This is a genomic window from Alteromonas sp. MB-3u-76, from assembly GCF_002831605.1.
In the GTDB taxonomy this organism is placed as follows: Bacteria; Pseudomonadota; Gammaproteobacteria; order Enterobacterales; family Alteromonadaceae; genus Alteromonas; species Alteromonas hispanica.
This window is the reverse complement of the sequence record NZ_CP025115.1, coordinates 243,189-262,721: the sequence shown is the minus strand read 5'-3', so window position 1 is coordinate 262,721 and position 19,533 is coordinate 243,189. Positions and strand designations below refer to the sequence as shown.

Below are 19,533 nucleotides of genomic sequence, written 5' to 3'. Positions count from 1 at the left end.
CTTAACAAGCGACTAAATAGGCCTAATCACCGCCCTCGCTTTTATTGCATCAAAATCTCTATCTACCTTTAGATACACGGCATCACTCTGAGTATTGAAGGTGACTTCCAATACCCCCGGCACAGTAAGCAGTTGCTCTTTTAAGGTGTTCTGTGCACTAGCGTCTGGATTCTCTACGTTCATCATAACCCGCTTTACGCGGCTTACTTCTTTGATCCCACTAATGATATAAAGCCAAAGTAATGTGCTAGCTGCACCCACCATATAGGCAGTGTTAGGCGACCATACATCGGTGACCACGCCAGATATCATTCCACCTAAAAAAGCGCCAAAGAACTGAAAACTCGCATAAATTCCCATGGCCGTGCCTTTTTGCCCAGCAGGAGCAATACTCGATACCAAGGCTGGAAAATTCGCTTCTAAATAATTAAACCCAGTGAAAAACAAAATAACGGCTGCTGTAGTTAGCCACCAGTTAGCGCTGCTTATGCCAAGGGCAAAAAATGCGCTACCCATAAACACGGCCCCTAATAGTAACAACGATTTAGGCGTACGACCTCGGGCTGCGCCCATCATAATGATAAGCCCAACTATAGAGGCGCCCAAAACGGGAAGATACATGCGCCAATGTTCGCTCAACGACATATCAAAATCGGTCAATGTAACGGGGAGTTGTACGAACAATAGGGTAATGAGCATGTGTAGTATCAACACGCTCACATTTAGTCGCCACAATTGCTTTGATAGAATTAACTGGCCCAGCTGCCCCTTTTGCGGAAGAGTTTCGCCACTGCTTAAAGGTTCTGAGTTTGGCACGACCCACTTTACAAGTGGAATACACAAAATGGCTAACAGGCCCGTTACGGCGAACACCCCACTTAATCCAAAGCGGTTGGCAATAAGAGGGCCCACAATCACGGCTATATAAAACGAAAAGCCAATAGCAATACCAATAATAGCCAGTACTTTTGCTCGCTGGCTTTCTCTGCTCACATCAGTAGCGAGTGCCATTATAGCCCCGGCTATTGCTCCAGCCCCTTGTAAAATTCGCCCGACAATCATCCACGCCATGGTATCGGCATTAGCTGCCACAAAACTACCTATGGCAAACACACTCAATCCAAGCAGAATAACGGGTTTACGCCCCCATTTATCAGACATCATCCCCATGGGAATTTGTAGTGCTGCCTGAGTCAAGCCATAGCCGCCCACCGCTAGCCCTACCAGCAAAGGAGAATAATCTGGATAGTCCATCGCAGCCACGGCCAACACGGGCATGACCATGAAAAGGCCTAACATTCTTAAAACATAAACAGAGGCTAGCGCAAGCGCTGCGCGTAATTCCAAGGCGTTCAAAGCGTCTGAGTTCCTCAAAGGTTACTGTGCGAAAATAACGACGGCGAAGTGTAGCATAAATTGATGGTATGCCCATGAAGGTTAAAACTGATTAATGTCATCGTTTATTTCATCCTTCTCAACAATTGCGTTTTCTACAGAGAACTAAAAAAACTAAAAAAGGGACACACATAACATCACACTCTCGTTTCTGCACAAATACAACTAAAAAGGACACGCATAACATCACACTCTCGTTTCTGCACGAATACAACTAAAAAGGACACGCATAACATCACACTCTCGTTTCTGCACAAATACAACTAAAAAGGACACGCATAACACCATCCTTTCGCTCCTGCACGAATATCGCCACGCATAGCAAGGTGAAGGTGATCTCCCCAAGTTTCAAGGAGTATAACTTGAATGCCATATCACTTTAGTTGACACCTATGGCATACTGTTTCCTTTAACTCAGATTCTTTTTCTCATTAGGCTTAAATGGATAAAATCGAAATACGCGGTGCACGCACTCACAACCTGAAGAATATCGATTTGACACTACCACGAGACAAGCTGGTAGTAATAACTGGTCTTTCCGGATCGGGTAAATCGTCTCTTGCATTTGACACCTTGTACGCTGAGGGTCAGCGTCGTTACGTTGAGTCACTCTCTGCTTATGCGCGTCAATTCCTCTCAATGATGGAAAAACCAGATGTTGACCACATTGAAGGCTTATCGCCTGCCATTTCGATTGAGCAAAAATCTACGTCGCACAACCCGCGTTCTACGGTGGGCACAATTACCGAGATTTATGACTACCTGCGTTTGATGTTTGCCAGGGTGGGAACCCCTCGTTGTCCTGACCACGACGTTCCACTTGATGCACAAACCGTAAGTCAAATGGTGGATAAGGTGCTGGCTATGCCAGAAGGCAGCAAATTGATGCTTCTTGCACCTATCATTAAAGAACGTAAAGGGGAGCACGTTAAAGCCTTGCAGAATTTGTCTGCCCAAGGGTTTATTCGCGCTCGCATTGATGGTGAAGTGTGCGATCTTTCCGATCCTCCACCGCTGGACCTGCACAAAAAGCATACCATTGAGGTGGTAGTAGACAGGTTTAAAGTGCGCGATGATTTGGCACTTCGCCTATCAGAATCTTTTGAAACCGCGCTTTCCCTTGCTGGCGGTAACGCTGTTATTGCTGACATGGATGACAAAGATGCAGAAGAAATTGTATTTTCTGCAAATTTTGCCTGTCCTCATTGTGGCTATAGCTTGAGCGAATTAGAGCCTAGACTATTTTCATTTAACAATCCTGCTGGTGCCTGTCCTACTTGTGATGGCTTAGGCACCCGAAACTTTTTCGATCCTTCACGCATTATCACCAACACTGAGCTTAGCTTGTCTGGTGGTGCAATCCGCGGATGGGACAAACGCAGTTATTATTATTTCCAAATGCTGCAAGCAGTTGCTGATCACTATAAGTTTAGCTTAACAGCCCCTTTCGAAGAGCTAGAAGACGCACATAAAGACATTGTTCTGTATGGCTCAAAGGGTAAATCGTTATCGTTCAAATATATTAACGAGCGCGGCGATATTATGGAGCGTAAGCACCCTTTCGAAGGCATTATTCCGAATATGGAGCGACGCTATCGCGAGACCGAGTCAAACTCTGTGCGCGAAGAGCTTGGCAAATATCTCAGCCAACAGCACTGCAGTAGCTGCAACGGTTCACGTCTACGCGTTGAAGCGCGTAACGTATTTATTCAACAAACCACGCTGCCCACTATTGCCGATATGTCGATAGCCGAGGCATATACGTTTTTTGAAACTCTCGATTTAGCCGGCCAAAAAGCTCAAATAGCAGAAAAGATCCTAAAAGAAATACTCGATCGGCTGCGCTTTTTAGTTAACGTTGGGCTTAATTATCTGTCACTGTCTCGTAGTGCAGACACACTTTCAGGTGGCGAAGCCCAGCGGATTCGCCTCGCTAGTCAAATTGGTGCAGGACTTGTTGGCGTAATGTATGTGCTTGATGAACCCTCCATAGGGTTGCACCAGCGAGACAACGAGCGACTACTAAAAACCCTGACGCATTTACGGGACCTAGGCAATACAGTGCTCGTTGTTGAACATGACGAAGATGCCATTCGGCAAGCAGACCACGTTATTGATATTGGCCCTGGTGCTGGCGTACACGGCGGTGAAATTATTGCTGAAGGCACCATCGACGACATTCTTAAAAGTGAGCACTCGCTTACAGGGAAGTACCTATCTAGACGTGAAAAGATTGATATTCCAGAAAAGCGCACGCCAGCGAAAGATAACAAGTGGCTAACGCTTAAAGGTGCCACAGGCAACAACTTACAATCTGTTGATTTACGCATACCTACGGGCGTGATGACCTGTGTAACTGGCGTGTCTGGCTCAGGTAAATCGACGCTAATTAACGACACTTTTTATAAGATTGCCCAGCGTGAATTAAACAAGGCTACCACGGCAGAGGCTGCACCTCACGTGTCGATGGAGGGTTTAGAGCTACTCGACAAGGTGGTTGATATTGACCAAAGCCCTATTGGTAGAACTCCACGCTCTAACCCGGCAACCTATGCTGGTATTTTCACGCCAATAAGAGAAATGTTCGCAGGCACCCAAGAAGCCCGCTCTAGGGGTTACAAGCCAGGACGCTTTAGCTTTAACGTGAAAGGCGGCCGCTGCGAGGCGTGTCAGGGCGACGGTGTTATTAAAGTTGAAATGCACTTCCTCCCCGATGTGTACGTGCCTTGCGATGTATGTATGGGCAAACGGTACAACCGCGAAACCTTGGATGTAAAATACAAAGACAAGAATATTCACGAAGTGCTAGAGATGACGGTGGAAGATGCAAGAAAATTCTTCGATGCAGTCCCCTCTATTTCTCGCAAATTGCAGACATTGATGGATGTCGGTCTCTCTTATATCAAGTTAGGACAGGCAGCGACAACTTTGTCAGGTGGTGAGGCTCAGCGTGTAAAATTAGCAAAAGAGTTGTCAAAAAGAGACACTGGTCAAACGCTTTACATACTTGACGAGCCGACAACAGGTTTGCACTTCCACGACATCAAACAACTACTGGCGGTACTGCACGAGCTGCGCGACCACGGGAATACCGTGGTTGTCATAGAACATAACCTCGATGTTATTAAAACGGCTGACTGGATTGTTGACCTTGGCCCTGAAGGCGGATCAGGAGGTGGCCTGATTATTGCTGAAGGAACACCAGAGCATGTTGCTGAACAAGAAGTGTCGCATACAGGTCGTTTCTTAAAGCCCTTGCTCGAGTAAGCCTAATCGTAGAGTTAATGAGCAGGTAGTACACATTCATCACTGCTTGGTAGTGTGTATTAGCCGCTCATTAACGCATTCTGGTCAGAGCTTATTTTAACGCATCATAGGTTACGATGATGATTGTTAATATGCAGTTTATATTACCGGAGCAACAAATGAATCAAACACCACCACTGGCTTTAGTTAAAACCTGGTATGACTTACTTTCTTCATCTGAAGACAACAGTGTAAAACAGCATGCTCAGCAAATGCTGCTTAACGCTTTTGAGTCTCCAGAAGCCATCGCGATATATCTTAAAGAGAACAATATTCTCAAGCATTAATCTTCCACGCTTGCTTCAAATACAGGCTCAAGTACTTTTCTAGCGAGCTTTATACTTGTGCATTAAGGGCGTGCTGTGAAATATACAGCACGCTAAAGTGTTGGAGTTAAATACGGGCAGATACTTGGACAGGCACTTTTAGCTACTTTCCCCTATTTTAAGTGATAGAGAAATTACTGAGACAGTCACATTTTATGTCGTGGCTAGAGAGACAGTCACTTTTAGCCACTTTCCCCCTATTTTAAGTGATAGAGAAATTACTGAGACAGTCACGTTTTATGTCGTGGCTAGAGAGACAATCACTTTTAGCTATCTTTTTGAGAGCATACGCAGACTAGCCTGTACAGACAGGCACTTATTTACTAATTAAAACTTAGACGCCTGAATAGCGAGTCCCTCGCACACCGAATTAAATGCATCATTTTCTAAGCGTGGAAGCCCTGTCAGTAAGTTTTCATACAAAGCATCTACCACGATGGGCGACAAACTCATTCCGCCAGTGATCATTACCACTTCGGGTTTCACGTCGGTGTTGTCTAAACACTCGGTAACCAAGGTCTTAACCTTATCAAGCCAAGGTTTTAACGCTTTTTGTAGAGCCTCTTGGCTTATATCCACACCAAACTCATCTTCTATGTAGTGCAGAGGAAGAGTTATTCGAGATTTACTCGACAGCAGCTCTTTAGCCATACGCGCAGAATTTACTACCCGAGCCGACAGCTTGTTTTCCTGTACAGTAAGCAAGCGCTCTAATTGTGCAGGCTCTTTTATGACAGACATCGTTTGAGATATATCCAATCCATAATCATCAGAAAAGAAGCGCATTAAGGCAGGAATGTTATCTACCGCGCACATATCAGAGAAGTAGGTTGGGGGTACGGGCAGGCCGTTCATCATTTTCAGCCCCATCCCCATTTCAGGGGCAATCGTTTTAAGCACCAGGCTTTTATCGCAATCCATGCCTCCTAAGCGTCGCCCTGTTACCGACAACACATCTTGCTTTCTATCTAACTGATTAGTGCGCTCTGGAGAGAGATTGATGCAACAAATATCGGTAGTGCCGCCACCGATATCAACAATAAGAGTTGTGGTATCACGAGGAAGCGTTTGCTCTATCTTATACGCAGCTGCTATGGGTTCATCTAAGAAATTAACTGTGGCAAAGCCAGCTTGTTTGGCCGCTTCGGTCATTATTTCTATGGCTTGAATGTTCCCTTCTTCACCGCGCGTGCCGTGAAACTTAACCGGACGACCAATCACCGCCGAATCGATGTTGCTACTTAGCTGCTCTTGAGCACATTGCTTAAAGTAACCAAGCTGCTTCGCAATTATGCCGACAAACGCTTTCTTTTGATCGCTATCTAGCGACGCACCCAAGAAGTTTTTTGGCGAGTAGATTAAGCGCCCTTTTTCTGGCATTTTCAAAAATCGACGAAACCCAGCTTCACCGAAAGCAAACTTGCCGTGCTCTACCAGTCTTAGCAGAGGAATTTCATCCAGGGACATGACATGCATTAGCTGTGCAATAGCTTTACGTTGCAGAGCAGGCTTATTGTGAAGGTCGCCACGCAGAGAATTAATCCGTTGGTTATACGTAGCTTGCTCTTTGGGATCTTTCGCTGAGTAATAGCCGTCTTTGGCTTTATCTATTTGCTCGTTGATAACGCGCTGCAACTGAGCTACTTTCGCTTCAACCATGGCATCGGGTGGCGGTGGCAGCTCGTCTTCAAAGTAAATAAATACCGACGAACGAATTTTATTGCCTTTCTTATCTAAAGGGTCAAGTTTGATGTGCTGATGGGTAGCACCATCAAAATACACCACTTCAGAATTTGATGTGCCGTAATCAATCCCAATTGCAGTCATAGTTATTACGTAAAAGAAATTTGGCGTGAATTGTAAGGAAAAGCCAGTGCCCTTTCTAGCTTTGTTTACAGGTTAATCACGTTGCCGTTAAACGAGGATCAGTTACCGCCCCCTGTTAGCCTATTGTATTCTTCTTCAGACACTATAGTGACTGTCACGCTATCGGCGGGCTTCTTTAAGACTTTCACATAATGCACATTGTATTGCTCAAGTAGCCCAATGACTTTTTCATTGATTGAGTTTTGCTTTTTACCTGGCGGACAATGCTCATCTTTTTGTGCTCTTACTATAAACAATGTGTAATCGTAGTCAGAAAAATCGTAATCATCAGGCAGTTGTTTCGACAAAATCGCCAAATCATTTTCGGATGAATCAATAGGTTTTGTGTTATTAAAGTGTCTTGCCAAATCTCGGGCAACACTGTTTTGTTTGAAAACCGTTTCACCCTTTCGATTAACTAAGTAAGTCAAGGGCGTCACATTCCCGAAGCCCGTCGCCTTATAATTTTCCGGCTCAATGAGCACCTCAGTGACTTCTACTGCTTTCACTGCATTTAATGACAAAGCACAATATAAAACTATTCCATATAGTAAGTATTTCATTATTTCTCCTTAAGTTAACGCCTGCCAACTGACTTTCTTAGTCCGCTGAACGCCAAATAAAAATGTAACCAAAACAACGATGGGCAAAACAGAGAATCCACCCGCGTAATGCAAAATTGCATCACTACCTGCAAATTGAGTGTCTTTCAGAATTGACGTTGAGAAAAACAAAGTCAGCAGCGCAACTGGTAAGCTTACTATCAGGTAAGCAAGCATTTCCCGTTTAACAATGTCATGTACCATAGCCCCTAGAGAAAGCCTTAACGCTATCTCTCGCTGAGATTTAATCAGTAAAATATTAATGCTGTTATATGAAAATAAGATTGTTGTTGAAAGCAAAACAACGGTGACTAATAACGATGTCGTAATTAACGCTCTTTGGGGGGCTTCTTGCTCGTCGATTAGCGCTTCCAAATTGCTCGATGTAGGATTACTAAGCCTTGCATCTATATTTTTAAGCCCCGTATCCACCGCTTTTTCAACTTGGAAAGACGACAGCTTAGTGCGTATCAGCAAACTTTCTACGCCTAATAACGTGGGAGAAACTTGGTACACGATAGGCTCTGCGATATCGTCAATACTGTTTAAATGAACATCATTTGCAACACCCACCACATCGATAACTTGCTTATCATTATCGCTGGTATCAATAAGCAATTTCATTTGGCTTAGTGTCTGCCCATCAAAAAACTTATGATACAAAGCCTCGCTGATTACAGCTTGGTTTCGATTTCCCCACGTCAGTGTATTTCCCTTTATCAGCTCTATTCCAGCCACTTCAAAAAAGTTAGGGGACACTAACGACGTTAACACGCCCGGATTATTCTTGCCTCCAAGCGGTCGAAGGTCTTGCGTATAAATTGAGGTATACGCGTTTTGATTTTTCAAAAATGGTGTCGTTGTGATAGCCGCGTGTTTTATGCCTTCTATTTGCTCAATATTTTGTATGACAAGCTCTGGTAGCTCATTGGTATAAAAAGTGCCGCCAAAGCGAGGAATATCAAATGTCACTATTTCTAGCTCACTTTCGTCAAACCCTCTGTCTTTTTGATAATAAGCATACTGCCGCAAAGAAAGGTCAACGCTTTTGGAAATACTTATACAACTTATTGAAATCATGATGGCTAGCAAAAAGAACGCTTGAAGCTTAACCCCGAGGGAGACACTTCCACCGCGACCAAGTGATGAGGCGAAGACCTTCTTCTGTAATGAGAACAGTACTATGGCAATACCGAACATAGGTAGAAGGGTTGCCGCTAAGATACCTGCTAATGAAGTCCAGTTATTATTGACTGCAGTCTGCAATTCTGGAACCGCAAAGTTGAAATAAGCAGGGCTCATTAAGTAATAAACAACTGCCGCTGTGGCTACCGCCGATAAGGAAAAAAGAAGCTCTAAAATAAGCTGCGCAAAAAGCTGTTGCTTGTTAGCTCCGATCATTTTCCTAAGCGCATGTTCGTTTTGGCGCTTTTCTAAATCGTCACAAAGGTTACTTAAAAACGCAATTGCACTAAAGATGAGAAGCACTAAGAAGAGGTACTTCAACCGCTCCAAACGACTACTTAAGGCAACGAACTCAGAATCTGAAATGCCAAAAGCATCAATAATCTCTAATTTTTCGTCATCAAAGAACAATGCTTGCTGTTGTAAGTATGCTTCAAGTCTTTCAGAGGCCACTGGATTCGCTGAACTTGTCAGTAAATAGGAATACGTATCTGGGCTGACCGCATCAAATGTTCCCACATTCAATCGTTCAATGTAAGCATATGGAATGAGCAAATCTGTTTCTGAGCCGGGCCGTAAACCTATAAACTCCTGTGGCATAACGGCACTGATGATAAGCAATTCAGCCCCAACTTGCAGAGTTTCACCGATGATATCGTCACCTTTATCAAGTGCTTGCCATAGGGAGTAAGAGATTGCGACGTGAATTTGTTCATTAGCATTTGGAAATTCCAGTTTTTCAAGGCTTCCCTTCAATGGAGAAATACCAAGATACTCATACCCCCCTGAGAAGAAACTGGCATATACGTCACGCTTGATAACACCGTCACTTTTTAGCCATGCATTTTTTTGATAAGTAATGCCTTTTATGTTCTCTGGACCCGCATTAGGACGAGTTAATTCTTGCGCCAGATAAAACGGTAGTGCTGACTGAGTATCCGCTGTCTTGTAACTTACTTGGGCTATTCTTTCGGGATGCTTGATGGATGCAAAGCTTGGATTCTCGTAGGCGCTTATAATAGAGAGCACTTGGGCGAAAAAAGCGATTGGCAGACCAAGTAAACAAATTCCAAACCAATTTGTCCATTGTTTAGAAAATTGAAGCCACCAGTTTGATGCGAGATCAAGGGACAGCTTGAAAGACAAACTATGCATTGTCCACTTCACTTTTTGCGTGAGTGAGCCTACCGTCTTTAATGGTGTATTGGACTTTTGCTCTTCTCGCAAACTGTATATCGTGAGTGATAAGGCAAATAGTCTTACCCGCTTTGTTTAATGACTCAAGAATGTCAAATATGATTTCTGCATTTGAGGTATCTAAGTTTCCAGTAGGTTCGTCGGCCAAAATAAGCGAAGGATCGTTCACAATCGCACGTGCGATGGCTATTCGCTGTTGCTGCCCTCCCGACAACTCCCGAGGGTAACGCGTTAAATAATCCTCCATCCCGACTAACTGTAAGACACTCACTACTTTTTCACGATACTCTTTTCTTGAGACGCTAGCATTGTATGTAAGGGGTAAGCACACGTTTTGATAAACAGTAAGATGGCCAAGGAGATTGAAGTTTTGAAAAATTAGGCCTATTTCGGCGTTTTTTAGTTTTGCCACCGACTGTTGAGTGAGATCGGTCACATTGGTATCAAGCAATAAATACTGTCCGCTGCTCGGTTCGTTAATTAGCCCCAATATAGATAGTAAGGTGCTTTTCCCTGATCCTGAAGTACCAACAATGGCAACATAATCACCCTCTGAAATCGTCATGTTAACCCCACTTAACGCGGGTACCGTTGAATGAGGGTAAACGAAATCGAGATTTTTAAACTGAATTAACTCTGGCATACTTTTCCCTGTAACGACTACCAAGCGGCTAGTTTTCAATTTCCGAGGAATTTTGAACTAGCGCTATATTTTCACCTTCTTTTAAATTTCCAGATAGAAAGAGCGACTCATTGCTCGTATGAGACACTCTTACGTCCGTTGCTACCATTTCGCCATCGTATATTTTGAAAACAGTCCAGTTTATCTGATCGCTATAATTAGGTGGTTTACTAACCGAGGCCACCATTTCAACATCAGATGATGTAATCTCCGCCTCAATAGATTGCTCAATTGAAAATTGCTTGCCAGCATCAGGGGCCAACTCAATTGTTACTTGAACAGCACCTTCCCTTACTATTGAATCGATAAAAGAAACTTTGCCCTCTTGCGTGGCCGCTGGACTTATGACTTTGGCAGTGCTATCGAGGCTGATTTTATGGGATAAATATTGTGGTATTTTAATTTCCGCCACTAATGAGGAATCATCGACGATAGACGCTAACGTTTGCCCAATATTAACTGCTTGACCAGAGCTGAGCTTTAAATCTCTCACAAGCCCTGATATTGCCGCGTTCACAGTTAAGTCATTAATTCTTTCTTTATAGTAAGCAACCTTTTCAGAAGCCGAGTCATTTTGTAAGTTAAGCGCAGCAACTTGCTCTTCCTTATTCTCGGCAAACATTTCCAGCTGCTTGCGGGCACTTTCTAAGCTTAGCTTAGCCTGGGCCAGTGTCAGCTCTTGCTGTTGATACCTTATGCTGGACACTATTCCTGCTTTGTGGAGAGTTCTATTTGCATCATATTCTAGCTGTTGCCGTTTTAATAATGACTCTGCTTCAGAGATATCGGATTCTAATTTGTACCCCTCAAGCTTTAACTGACTGATTCTAAATGCGACGTTTGCCCTTGTTTCTAAAGCCTGAGATTCAGCCTCTCGAAACTCTCTAATAAGAAGTGGGTTCGTTAGCGAAAATAGCTTGTCGCCCTTTTTCACTCTTTGTCCTTGATGGACATAGATTTCAGAAACGTAACCATCTTCGTTTGCCGCTACCACCTGCGTATTGATTGGAACAACTTTCCCAATTCCGCGCAATTGAGATGGAGATGGAGTGAATTTCACTTCGTAAATATCTAAACTAGCGGGTGATTTTAAGCTTTGATAAAAGCCGACAAACAACGCTATCAAAATTAAGAGTGTGGAAAGAATCAAAAATAGTCGAGACTTTGAAATGTTTTGTTTAGTTTTGATATGAGCCTGCATTAGATATTGTTCCGGCTTCTTCGTTTTATGAACGGCAATTGACTCGAAAAGAAAGTAAATTCTGAGCTATCCCCACGAATAGTAAAATAAAGTCAAAGAGTTAGGGAACATTCATGGCATTTGGTGATCAGATCTTTCGCCAAAAAAAACCAACACAGAAAACACCATGAATGCACGCTCTATATTGAACAATCTTGTCTCTTTTGTCAGCCATAAAATGCATAAAACCCGCAAACAGGCCGTTGTCGCCTGTGTGCGAAGCTTGATTGAGAGCGGTTCGGCCACTGTGACCAGTATGGGGCGCGGTATCCGTTCCAATGCCTATGAGAAACACCGTATTAAGCGGGCTGACCGGCTGTTATCTAATGGTCACCTCCAGCGTGAAGTACCGTTTATCTATGCAATGATTTGCCGGTTATTTTGTACCTGTAAACATCCTGTCATTGCCGTTGACTGGTCAGATTTGGATAAGTGCAAAAAGCACTTTTTACTTCGCGCCGCAATTGTCGTTAAAGGGCGGCCTATTACCCTTTATCAGGAAGTGCATGATAGAAAAGCCAGTGCAAAAGCGACTACACATAGAGACTTTTTAGAGATATTGCACACGCTCTTACCGGATACCTGCCAGCCCATTATTGTCACTGATGCGGGCTACAAATCGCCGTGGTTTCGTGAAGTGCAGGCATTGAGATGGCATATTGTCGGACGTGTGCGAAAGCCACATTTATATTCGCTGGATGGCGGTAATGAATGGCAATCTATCGCTGAGCTTTATCTAAAGGCTACAACACGGCCCAAGCGATTTGATAACGCGCTTATCGTCAAGTCACGACCTTTTGCCTGTACCTTGGTGTTGGTTAAAGAGAAAGCGAAAGGTCGACGAGCGTTTAATGCCAATGGCTCGCGCCAACGGGATACCAATTCATTGAAATATGCTGATGGCGCAAGAGATCCGTGGCTACTGGCGACGTCATTGCCCTACCATCGTCACTTATCTAAACAAGTCATCGATATTTATCGCCAGCGCATGCAAATAGAAGAAGGCTTTCGGGATATGAAAAGCACGCGCTTTGGTCTGGGGTATGAAAATAATCGCAGCACAACCAAGACACGCATTACTGTTCTGGTCTTGCTTACCACACTGGCTTCGTTAGTGGCTGTACTGTTGGGCATGCTATTAGTTGTCAGTAACAAGCATCGACGCTTTCAGGCAAATACCGAAACAAAATCCGTACTATCCTTTCACTTTCTTGGCTTGAGAGCTTTTAACACCTCAATGCGATTTACCCTGCATCAGTGGAAAAAGACGATCCGCTGGCTTGATGAACTCACCGCTGAAGCTTGCATGAGCAAGATTACATGCTAAATTCGTGGGGATCCCTCAGAAGTAAATTGGCGAAGAAAATTTACAAAACGGACATTTTTAATTACGTGCTTTGAACAAAACAAAGAGCCGATATAGAGGTCATCAATATCGTGACCGACACTAAGGCGTGTTGATCTTTCGTGATTAGTTTTTGAACAGCATGGTAAAGAGTTATAATTTGCTTCGCCAAAAGTAAAAGAACAACTCACTACAATGCCAAGACTAATGCTAACTGATAAGCGGTGGCAAAAGCTACTTCAAGTAATGAAGAGCACTGGCCGCATTTACAACAAACCAGAACATAGAATGACGTTTGAAGGGATATTATTCCGGCTGAGAACCGGTATTCCTTGGCGTGATTTACCGGCAGAATTTGGCAGATGGAGCGCCGTTTATCGCCGATTCAATTTATGGTCAAAGAAAGGTTTATTGAATATGTTATTCAATGAGTTAGCTAAACTAGCTGATTACGATTGGGTCTTTGCTGACGGTTCAATTATTAAAGCTCATCAGCATAGTACCGGAGCTGCTACTACTGATAATGAATGCATTGGAAAGAGCCGAGGTGGTAACTCAACAAAAATTCATCTAGCCGTGGATAGTGGCGGGCTCCCCATATATTTTGAACTGTCAGAAGGCCAGAGAAATGATATCGCTCGCGCTCAAAGTCTAGTTGATCACTTAAGAGAAGTTAACATTTTCGTCGGCGACAAAGGGTACGATAGTGATACTTTGAGGAAATATATTGAAGCTAAAGGTGGTGCTTCAGTCATACCCAAACGAAACTATGGTCAGGATATAGATAAAGACAGCGTTGATTGGTGTCTCTATAAATATCGTCACCTTGTTGAAAACGCCTTTGCTCGAATAAAGCATTATCGTTCAATATCAACGAGGTATGAAAAATTAGCAAGGAATTATGCCAGCATGGTATCACTGGCATTTTCAATGATGTGGCTACCCATGTACTGCTGAGTGAAATATGTACAGCAAAGATCAACAGACCCTAGCGATTTTAGGACAGGCATTTAAAAAGCTCGCATCAGTTATTGTTTGAGAAGAGCGTTTCATTACTTCCATTGTGTATTCTCTTTTATAGCTTTATGGCATTCCTCACCGAAAAACTAAGCTAGCACAACAAAATACAAACTGAAAGCAGCCAAAACAGGCCTTTTCAATGAACCGATAGTAAAAAAAGCCGCCCCAATAACAATAACAATAACAATAACATAGAATAAATAAGCGATTTAAAATCGTAAAGCGTATTTTTCAAATTGCAGATACTTTTTAGACAGACATGCTAAAAACAATCAAACCTCGCAGCTACCTCTGAATTCCAAATACGCCACTAATAAGACAGTCACATTAAAGACACAGGCGTAACAATTGATAAAGCAGCTAACCTATTCCTCTAAAATGCAAAAAAGCCATAATTACTTAGCTAAATATGCAATCGATTTGATTATATTAAACGTGTCGAAATATGTAGCGAGAGATGAAGCACTTACAGTGAAAAGTCAGCAGCGGTGCTAATTAGATATATAAAATTTTTCAATTAATAAGGAGTTAGCCAAAGAGGTGCATAGCATTTTGTCGGCCATGAACTCGCTGTTGATGTTGGTTGTGGGCGTACTGTTCAAGGTGCACAACTTTCCCCGCAGCGTGCTTGAAACAGTGTTCAAACTGGGTAGTTAACGTCAGCCATTTTTCATCGTCGATGCCAAGACGCGCTTGAATGTGTGGCGTATTGCTCTCTACTTTGCCGTGTTTAGCTGGATGAATATATCGACTTGTTGTATCCACAAGCTGAAGGTAATCGCTAAGAGTGAAAGGTAAGCCATGGGGCCTATCTCGCTGTGGGTTACCAGCAAAAGGCATAAGTCGTTTCGGTGTTTTACCCACCCTCGCAGCACGAATTCGGTATTGAATGCTGGTATGGTTAGAGGTTTCAGGCGTTTTCGCTACATTAGCGCGTACCGGGTTTAAATCGACGTAGGCCATACAGGCAGCTAGTGCAGACTCATCCAATATTGCTTGGGATTTAAATCTTCCCTCCCAAAAATGTCCTGTACATTCATCTTCTTTATTAGCCGCGCGAGCTATGTACTCATTGAGTGCGCGCATAAACCAACTGATATCATAAAGTCGTGCTCGCCACACGCCTGCGGTGCGCTCTACAGTGTCTCGCTGCGCCTCACTCAGCGCTTTTCGTGTCATGGGAGAGGCATATTGCTGCGTTAACAAGGTTCCTCTGTACAGCGAATGCCAACGCTCAATAACCTCTTCTGTCGAGAGCGCTATCGCTTTCTCTTTATTCACATGCAGAACGATATGGGTATGGTTGCTCATTACCGCGTAAGCACAAACTTCTATCGCAAATACATCACTTAACACATGAATGCGGTCTTCAACCCACTTGCGGCGGTGTTCGAAGCTTTTTCCGTGCTCTGTTCCACATAAGAATGCGCGGCGAACACAACGAGATACGCAGTGATAATACGGTGTATCTGATAAGCTAATTTGAGACTTTCGGGCTTTAGGCATCGAGCTATTCTGACGTTTAATTGTGCTGCTAACAGTTTGGAGTGCTACACCATCTAAAGAAAGTGTATTGAGGTACAGTTTTTTTGGTGGCTCAGGCTAATAGCGGCTCAGTCGTGACTGTCTTGATAGCGGTCTAGCCATGCCTGTCTTGGTAGTAACGATCTTTATAGTGGCGGTGTTGATAGAAATGATCGGGCATTGCAAACATGCCTGTCTCATTAGAAGAAGTACAAAAGCGGTGTAAAATTTTTCGCGGCAATGCTAGATTGCTATAAAAATAAATAACAAAGCCTTACCTATTTTATGACAACTGAAACTCCGTTAGTCACGTCGTTCGACGTGCGTTTCTGCGAGACCGACGCGCTGCAGCATGTAAGTAATACCGCTTTGGTAGCATGGTTCGAAGCGGCCCGAGAGCCTATCTTTCGTATGTTTACCCCCGAACTCGATTTACAGAACTGGCCTCTTATCCTAGCTAGTTACAAAGTTGAGTTTTTAGCTCAAATCTTCTACGGCAAAACCGTAACCGTAAAAACCTACATTAGCCGTCTAGGCAACAGTGCATTCGACGTGTTTCAAGAGCTATGGCAAGACGACAAGCTATGTTCCACGGGCGTTACCACCATGGTGCATTTTGACTATAAAACCCAGCGTTCGGCGCCTATTCCAGATGATGTTAAAGCAATGCTTCAATCTCATTATAAAGATATTTCTGGAAAGTAGAGACAGCCGTAGGGAAGTACAATGAGCGATTTAATAGAAGTAATCGATGACGTTTTACCGCCTGAGTTATGTACTCAGCTAATAGAGCGATTCGAAAGCAGCCCTAATTTAAGCCAAGGCCGCACTGGCGGCGGTGTTGATTTAGATAAAAAGCGTAGTACCGATGTTTCGATAAGCCATAACAACGAATTTCAAGATTTGTTTCAGCAGGTAATGCAGCACACCGGTAAACAACTAGTGGCCTATATTGAAAAGTACTATTTTGCGTTAGTAGGGCCAATAGGGCTTACCGTAAAACACCCGAAAACAGGTGAGCCGGTTAAACTTACCGGTGAGAACTTTGAGGAAGTGGGCAAACCCAACTTAGCTAATTTAGTGAATTACTTGTTTCGCGTGGGCGATGTCAATGCACAGCGTTACACCGCAGGGAATGGCGGTTACCCTTACTGGCATTCAGAAGTCTATCCTCAACTACAGCACAACGATGCTCTGCACCGAGTTATGCTGTTTATGTTTTATCTTAATGATGTGGATGAGGGCGGAGAAACCGATTTTTATTATCAAAACCGTTCAGTAAAGCCAAAAGCAGGAAGAATGGTAATTGCTCCTGCGTACTTTACCCATACACACCGCGGGCAAATACCAAAGAGTAACGATAAATATATTCTAACGTCATGGCTTTTGTTTAACCGAGCTGAGCACATTTATACCCAGGGTTAGTGCGATTGACTCGTTATTTAATCGCAGAATATCGAAGGGCTAAAACCCTTCGATAGCTTCACCTTTTAGGCGATAACCCACTGAAGCGATATCGCCTTTCCATCCATCAGTAGATAACTCCCCTGTTACCCATATAGCATCATAAATATTATCGATAGGAATGCCGCTTTCAAATTTAACGTACACTATTTGATTGGACGCTGGCGGTGGAACATGTATGCAAGCGCCAAAATAAGGCACCAATAAAAACTCAGTTGTAAGCTCTGCGGTGCCTTCAAGCGGAACAACAAAGCCCGGGATCTTAACGCGCTTGCCGTCATAGCTCTCTACTACTGGCGCATCAGGCTGAAGCTGACTCATTTCACCGTTATGCTGAACAGCAGGGGGCGCTAACTCGTTAAAACCCGGAGGCACTAAGTCTTCCCAATACACTTCCACGGGTTCACTTTCTGCCTGCACTGAAAAAGCAGACAATAGAACACTGGTTGTTAATATACATAGCGTAAAAAATGACTTAACTTTTGAAGTAACCATTGTTCTCCCCTGAAAATAAAACGGGCTGGTAATCACCAGCCCGTTTTAGCACTAATTTCACAATCAGTGAATTATTCTGCTTCGAAACGCTTAACGCTTGAGACAATTTCAGCTTTTGCGGCTGCTGCGTCGTCCCACCCGTCAATTTTAACCCACTTTCCTGGCTCTAAATCTTTGTAGTGCTCGAAGAAGTGTTCAATTTGCTTAAGTAGCAACGGTGGTACGTCTGCCAACTCTTTCACATCACGGTAAATTGTAGAAAGCTTGTCGATTGGAACAGCAAGCACTTTCGCATCTTTACCCGACTCATCGGTCATGTTAAGCACGCCAACAGGACGGCACTTAATTACTGAACCCGCTAGAAGAGGGAACGGCGTCATTACCAAAACATCAACAGGGTCGCCATCTTCAGACAAAGTGTTGTTAACATAACCATAATTGGTTGGATAATGCATACAAGTAGCCATAAAGCGATCTACGTATAAAGCACCAGTGTCTTTATCTACTTCGTATTTTACCGGGTCAGCATGGGCTGGGATCTCGATAATTACATTTACTTCTTCAGGCAGATTTTTGCCAGCAGGAACTGCGCTCAAGCTCATTCTATTGTCCTTACAGTAATAGATTAAAAATTTTGCCCGTAAGTATACGGCGACAGCAGCAAAATAAAAATGGTTTAAGACTGATGTCTCAACAAACTAAGCTATTTTGCCGCTTTTTTGTCAACTATTTCGCTTTTTCAGCGTAACTCACACACATTTCCACTTCTTCACTCGACCCAATAATGCATGGAACACGCTGATGTATTTCTTCTGGCATAACTTCTAGTATGCGACCGTTGCCTGTTTCGGCTTTACCACCTGCCTGCTCCATAAGAAAAGCCATGGGGTTCGCTTCATAAAGCAAACGCAACTTGCCAGGTTTAGACGGGTCGCGGTTATCGAAAGGGTACATAAATATCCCGCCTCGACACAGTAGTCTGTGAATATCACCAACCATGGCAGCTACCCAACGCATGTTGTAATTTTTGCCACGAGGACCGTCTTTACCCGCTAGTAGGTCGGCAATATAAGCTTGCATTGAAGGTTCCCAATGACGTTGATTAGACGCATTGATTGAGAATTCAGAGGTCTGCGCTGGCACTTCAATGTTTGGATGGGTTAATAGAAAACCACCGTGGGTTTTATCTAGCGTGTATATATGCGTTCCGCGACCAGTAGTAAGCGCAAGCATAGTAGATGGCCCGTAAAGTACGTACCCTGCGGCCACCATTTGCGTGCCGGGCTGAAGAAAAGCAGATGGGTCGTTGGGCTCCATCCACTGGGGCGCGTGAGTAATGGAAAAAATTGTACCAATTAAACTGTTAATTTCAGTATTCGATGAGCCATCGAGAGGGTCGAAGCTAACTAGGTATTTCCCTTCTGGGTTACAGGGTACTACATCGTCTTCTTCTTCAGAGGATATTGCTTTGACGTAGCCAGACTCTCTTAATGTATCTTTTAAAATATGGTTAGAGATAACGTCGAGCTTCTTTTGAGTTTCACCCTGCACATTTTCTGAAAGCGTAGAACCAAGAACGCCAGCTAGCGCTCCTTGACTCACACGGAATGAAATTTCTTTACAACCTGCCAACAGGGTTCGAATGAGCAGGATTAGCTCAAGCGGTGCACCGTCTTGTTGCAACTGAGAGTTTAAGCGTTTCATTTATTATAGGCCTTTATTTGAGTGTAGGGTTTATCGTCACAAGACGCACAGTTTTATCACTGGCTTACTGCTTGTTACTATTTATTACTTATTTTTGTCGTCTTCCATCATGGATAACGTGAGGCTGAGTCATTATCGCCCGTTGTAGAAGCAACCTTATAAAGCCAATATGCGGCCTTATA

The 19,533-nt window shown here is 43.6% G+C and carries 16 protein-coding genes; 6 read left to right on the top strand and 10 right to left on the bottom strand.

Annotated features, from left to right (window positions below; genetic code table 11):
* Positions 1-12: 12 nt before the first annotated feature.
* A complete protein-coding gene (locus CW735_RS01150; protein ID WP_071978309.1) occupies positions 13-1,356 on the bottom strand; it encodes an MFS transporter in 1,344 nt (447 codons plus the stop codon).
* A gap of 480 nt (positions 1,357-1,836) precedes the next feature.
* Here CW735_RS01150 and uvrA point away from each other — a divergent pair, with 480 nt between their 5' ends.
* Together uvrA and CW735_RS19695 are read left to right on the top strand one after the other, a co-directional pair.
* Positions 1,837-4,662, top strand: coding sequence for an excinuclease ABC subunit UvrA (uvrA, locus tag CW735_RS01145; RefSeq protein ID WP_071978308.1), 2,826 nt, complete (start codon positions 1,837-1,839; stop codon positions 4,660-4,662).
* Between the two features lie 158 nt (positions 4,663-4,820).
* The gene (locus tag CW735_RS19695; RefSeq protein ID WP_198033585.1) at positions 4,821-4,988 is read left to right on the top strand and encodes a hypothetical protein; all 168 of its coding nucleotides are present in this window, start codon (positions 4,821-4,823) and stop codon (positions 4,986-4,988) included.
* Between the two features lie 366 nt (positions 4,989-5,354).
* Here CW735_RS19695 and CW735_RS01135 read toward each other — a convergent pair whose 3' ends face one another.
* From CW735_RS01135 to CW735_RS01115, 5 genes are all read right to left on the bottom strand, one after another.
* Positions 5,355-6,854, bottom strand: a complete 1,500-nt coding sequence (locus CW735_RS01135) for an Hsp70 family protein (protein ID WP_100970743.1) — start codon at positions 6,852-6,854, stop codon at positions 5,355-5,357.
* Positions 6,855-6,952: 98 nt separating this feature from the next.
* Positions 6,953-7,456, bottom strand: coding sequence for a hypothetical protein (locus CW735_RS01130; protein WP_071978305.1), 504 nt, complete (start codon positions 7,454-7,456; stop codon positions 6,953-6,955).
* Between the two features lie 9 nt (positions 7,457-7,465).
* The gene (locus tag CW735_RS01125; protein ID WP_100970742.1) at positions 7,466-9,835 is read right to left on the bottom strand and encodes an ABC transporter permease; all 2,370 of its coding nucleotides are present in this window, start codon (positions 9,833-9,835) and stop codon (positions 7,466-7,468) included.
* Positions 9,828-10,520, bottom strand: coding sequence for an ABC transporter ATP-binding protein (locus CW735_RS01120; protein WP_071978303.1), 693 nt, complete (start codon positions 10,518-10,520; stop codon positions 9,828-9,830). The genes CW735_RS01125 and CW735_RS01120 overlap by 8 nt, the downstream gene beginning before the upstream one ends.
* A gap of 28 nt (positions 10,521-10,548) precedes the next feature.
* Positions 10,549-11,760, bottom strand: a complete 1,212-nt coding sequence (locus tag CW735_RS01115; RefSeq protein ID WP_071978302.1) for an HlyD family secretion protein — start codon at positions 11,758-11,760, stop codon at positions 10,549-10,551.
* 166 nt (positions 11,761-11,926) lie between these two features.
* On the opposite strand from CW735_RS01115, the gene CW735_RS01110 reads away from it, so the two are divergent.
* Positions 11,927-13,126, top strand: a complete 1,200-nt coding sequence (locus tag CW735_RS01110) for an IS4 family transposase (protein WP_100970741.1) — start codon at positions 11,927-11,929, stop codon at positions 13,124-13,126.
* 213 nt (positions 13,127-13,339) lie between these two features.
* Complete coding sequence (locus tag CW735_RS01105; RefSeq protein ID WP_100970740.1) at positions 13,340-14,101, top strand: IS5 family transposase; 762 nt, start codon at positions 13,340-13,342, stop codon at positions 14,099-14,101.
* Between the two features lie 591 nt (positions 14,102-14,692).
* Here CW735_RS01105 and CW735_RS01100 read toward each other — a convergent pair.
* Positions 14,693-15,670, bottom strand: a complete 978-nt coding sequence (locus CW735_RS01100) for a transposase (RefSeq protein ID WP_100970739.1) — start codon at positions 15,668-15,670, stop codon at positions 14,693-14,695.
* Between the two features lie 303 nt (positions 15,671-15,973).
* Here CW735_RS01100 and CW735_RS01095 point away from each other — a divergent pair, with 303 nt between their 5' ends.
* Both CW735_RS01095 and CW735_RS01090 read left to right on the top strand, forming a co-directional pair.
* On the top strand, positions 15,974-16,393 hold the full coding sequence (locus tag CW735_RS01095; protein WP_071978301.1) for an acyl-CoA thioesterase: 420 nt from the start codon (positions 15,974-15,976) through the stop codon (positions 16,391-16,393).
* Between the two features lie 21 nt (positions 16,394-16,414).
* Complete coding sequence (locus tag CW735_RS01090) at positions 16,415-17,113, top strand: 2OG-Fe(II) oxygenase (RefSeq protein ID WP_071978300.1); 699 nt, start codon at positions 16,415-16,417, stop codon at positions 17,111-17,113.
* Between the two features lie 39 nt (positions 17,114-17,152).
* Here CW735_RS01090 and CW735_RS01085 read toward each other — a convergent pair whose 3' ends face one another.
* The 3 genes from CW735_RS01085 to CW735_RS01075 all read right to left on the bottom strand — a co-directional run bounded on the left by CW735_RS01085 (position 17,153) and on the right by CW735_RS01075 (position 19,351).
* Complete coding sequence (locus CW735_RS01085) at positions 17,153-17,647, bottom strand: DUF3299 domain-containing protein (protein ID WP_071978299.1); 495 nt, start codon at positions 17,645-17,647, stop codon at positions 17,153-17,155.
* 71 nt (positions 17,648-17,718) lie between these two features.
* Positions 17,719-18,249, bottom strand: coding sequence for an inorganic diphosphatase (ppa, locus tag CW735_RS01080; RefSeq protein ID WP_071978298.1), 531 nt, complete (start codon positions 18,247-18,249; stop codon positions 17,719-17,721).
* Between the two features lie 124 nt (positions 18,250-18,373).
* Positions 18,374-19,351 carry a class 1 fructose-bisphosphatase gene (locus tag CW735_RS01075; protein WP_071978297.1) on the bottom strand — a complete coding sequence of 326 codons (978 nt, stop codon included), beginning with the start codon at positions 19,349-19,351 and terminating at the stop codon, positions 18,374-18,376.
* Positions 19,352-19,533: the final 182 nt, after the last annotated feature.

Bases quoted from the DNA above. Each gene is read 5' to 3' on its own strand.
- uvrA (WP_071978308.1), top strand. From the start codon at position 1,837: ATGGATAAAATCGAAATACGCGGTGCACGCACTCACAACCTGAAGAAT.
- CW735_RS19695 (WP_198033585.1), top strand. From the start codon at position 4,821: ATGAATCAAACACCACCACTGGCTTTAGTTAAAACCTGGTATGACTTA.
- CW735_RS01135 (WP_100970743.1), bottom strand. From the start codon at position 6,854: ATGACTGCAATTGGGATTGATTACGGCACATCAAATTCTGAAGTGGTG.
- CW735_RS01130 (WP_071978305.1), bottom strand. From the start codon at position 7,456: ATGAAATACTTACTATATGGAATAGTTTTATATTGTGCTTTGTCATTA.
- CW735_RS01125 (WP_100970742.1), bottom strand. From the start codon at position 9,835: ATGCATAGTTTGTCTTTCAAGCTGTCCCTTGATCTCGCATCAAACTGG.
- CW735_RS01120 (WP_071978303.1), bottom strand. From the start codon at position 10,520: ATGCCAGAGTTAATTCAGTTTAAAAATCTCGATTTCGTTTACCCTCAT.
- CW735_RS01115 (WP_071978302.1), bottom strand. From the start codon at position 11,760: ATGCAGGCTCATATCAAAACTAAACAAAACATTTCAAAGTCTCGACTA.
- CW735_RS01110 (WP_100970741.1), top strand. From the start codon at position 11,927: ATGAATGCACGCTCTATATTGAACAATCTTGTCTCTTTTGTCAGCCAT.
- CW735_RS01105 (WP_100970740.1), top strand. From the start codon at position 13,340: ATGCCAAGACTAATGCTAACTGATAAGCGGTGGCAAAAGCTACTTCAA.
- CW735_RS01100 (WP_100970739.1), bottom strand. From the start codon at position 15,670: ATGCCTAAAGCCCGAAAGTCTCAAATTAGCTTATCAGATACACCGTAT.
- CW735_RS01095 (WP_071978301.1), top strand. From the start codon at position 15,974: ATGACAACTGAAACTCCGTTAGTCACGTCGTTCGACGTGCGTTTCTGC.
- CW735_RS01090 (WP_071978300.1), top strand. From the start codon at position 16,415: ATGAGCGATTTAATAGAAGTAATCGATGACGTTTTACCGCCTGAGTTA.
- CW735_RS01085 (WP_071978299.1), bottom strand. From the start codon at position 17,647: ATGGTTACTTCAAAAGTTAAGTCATTTTTTACGCTATGTATATTAACA.
- ppa (WP_071978298.1), bottom strand. From the start codon at position 18,249: ATGAGCTTGAGCGCAGTTCCTGCTGGCAAAAATCTGCCTGAAGAAGTA.
- CW735_RS01075 (WP_071978297.1), bottom strand. From the start codon at position 19,351: ATGAAACGCTTAAACTCTCAGTTGCAACAAGACGGTGCACCGCTTGAG.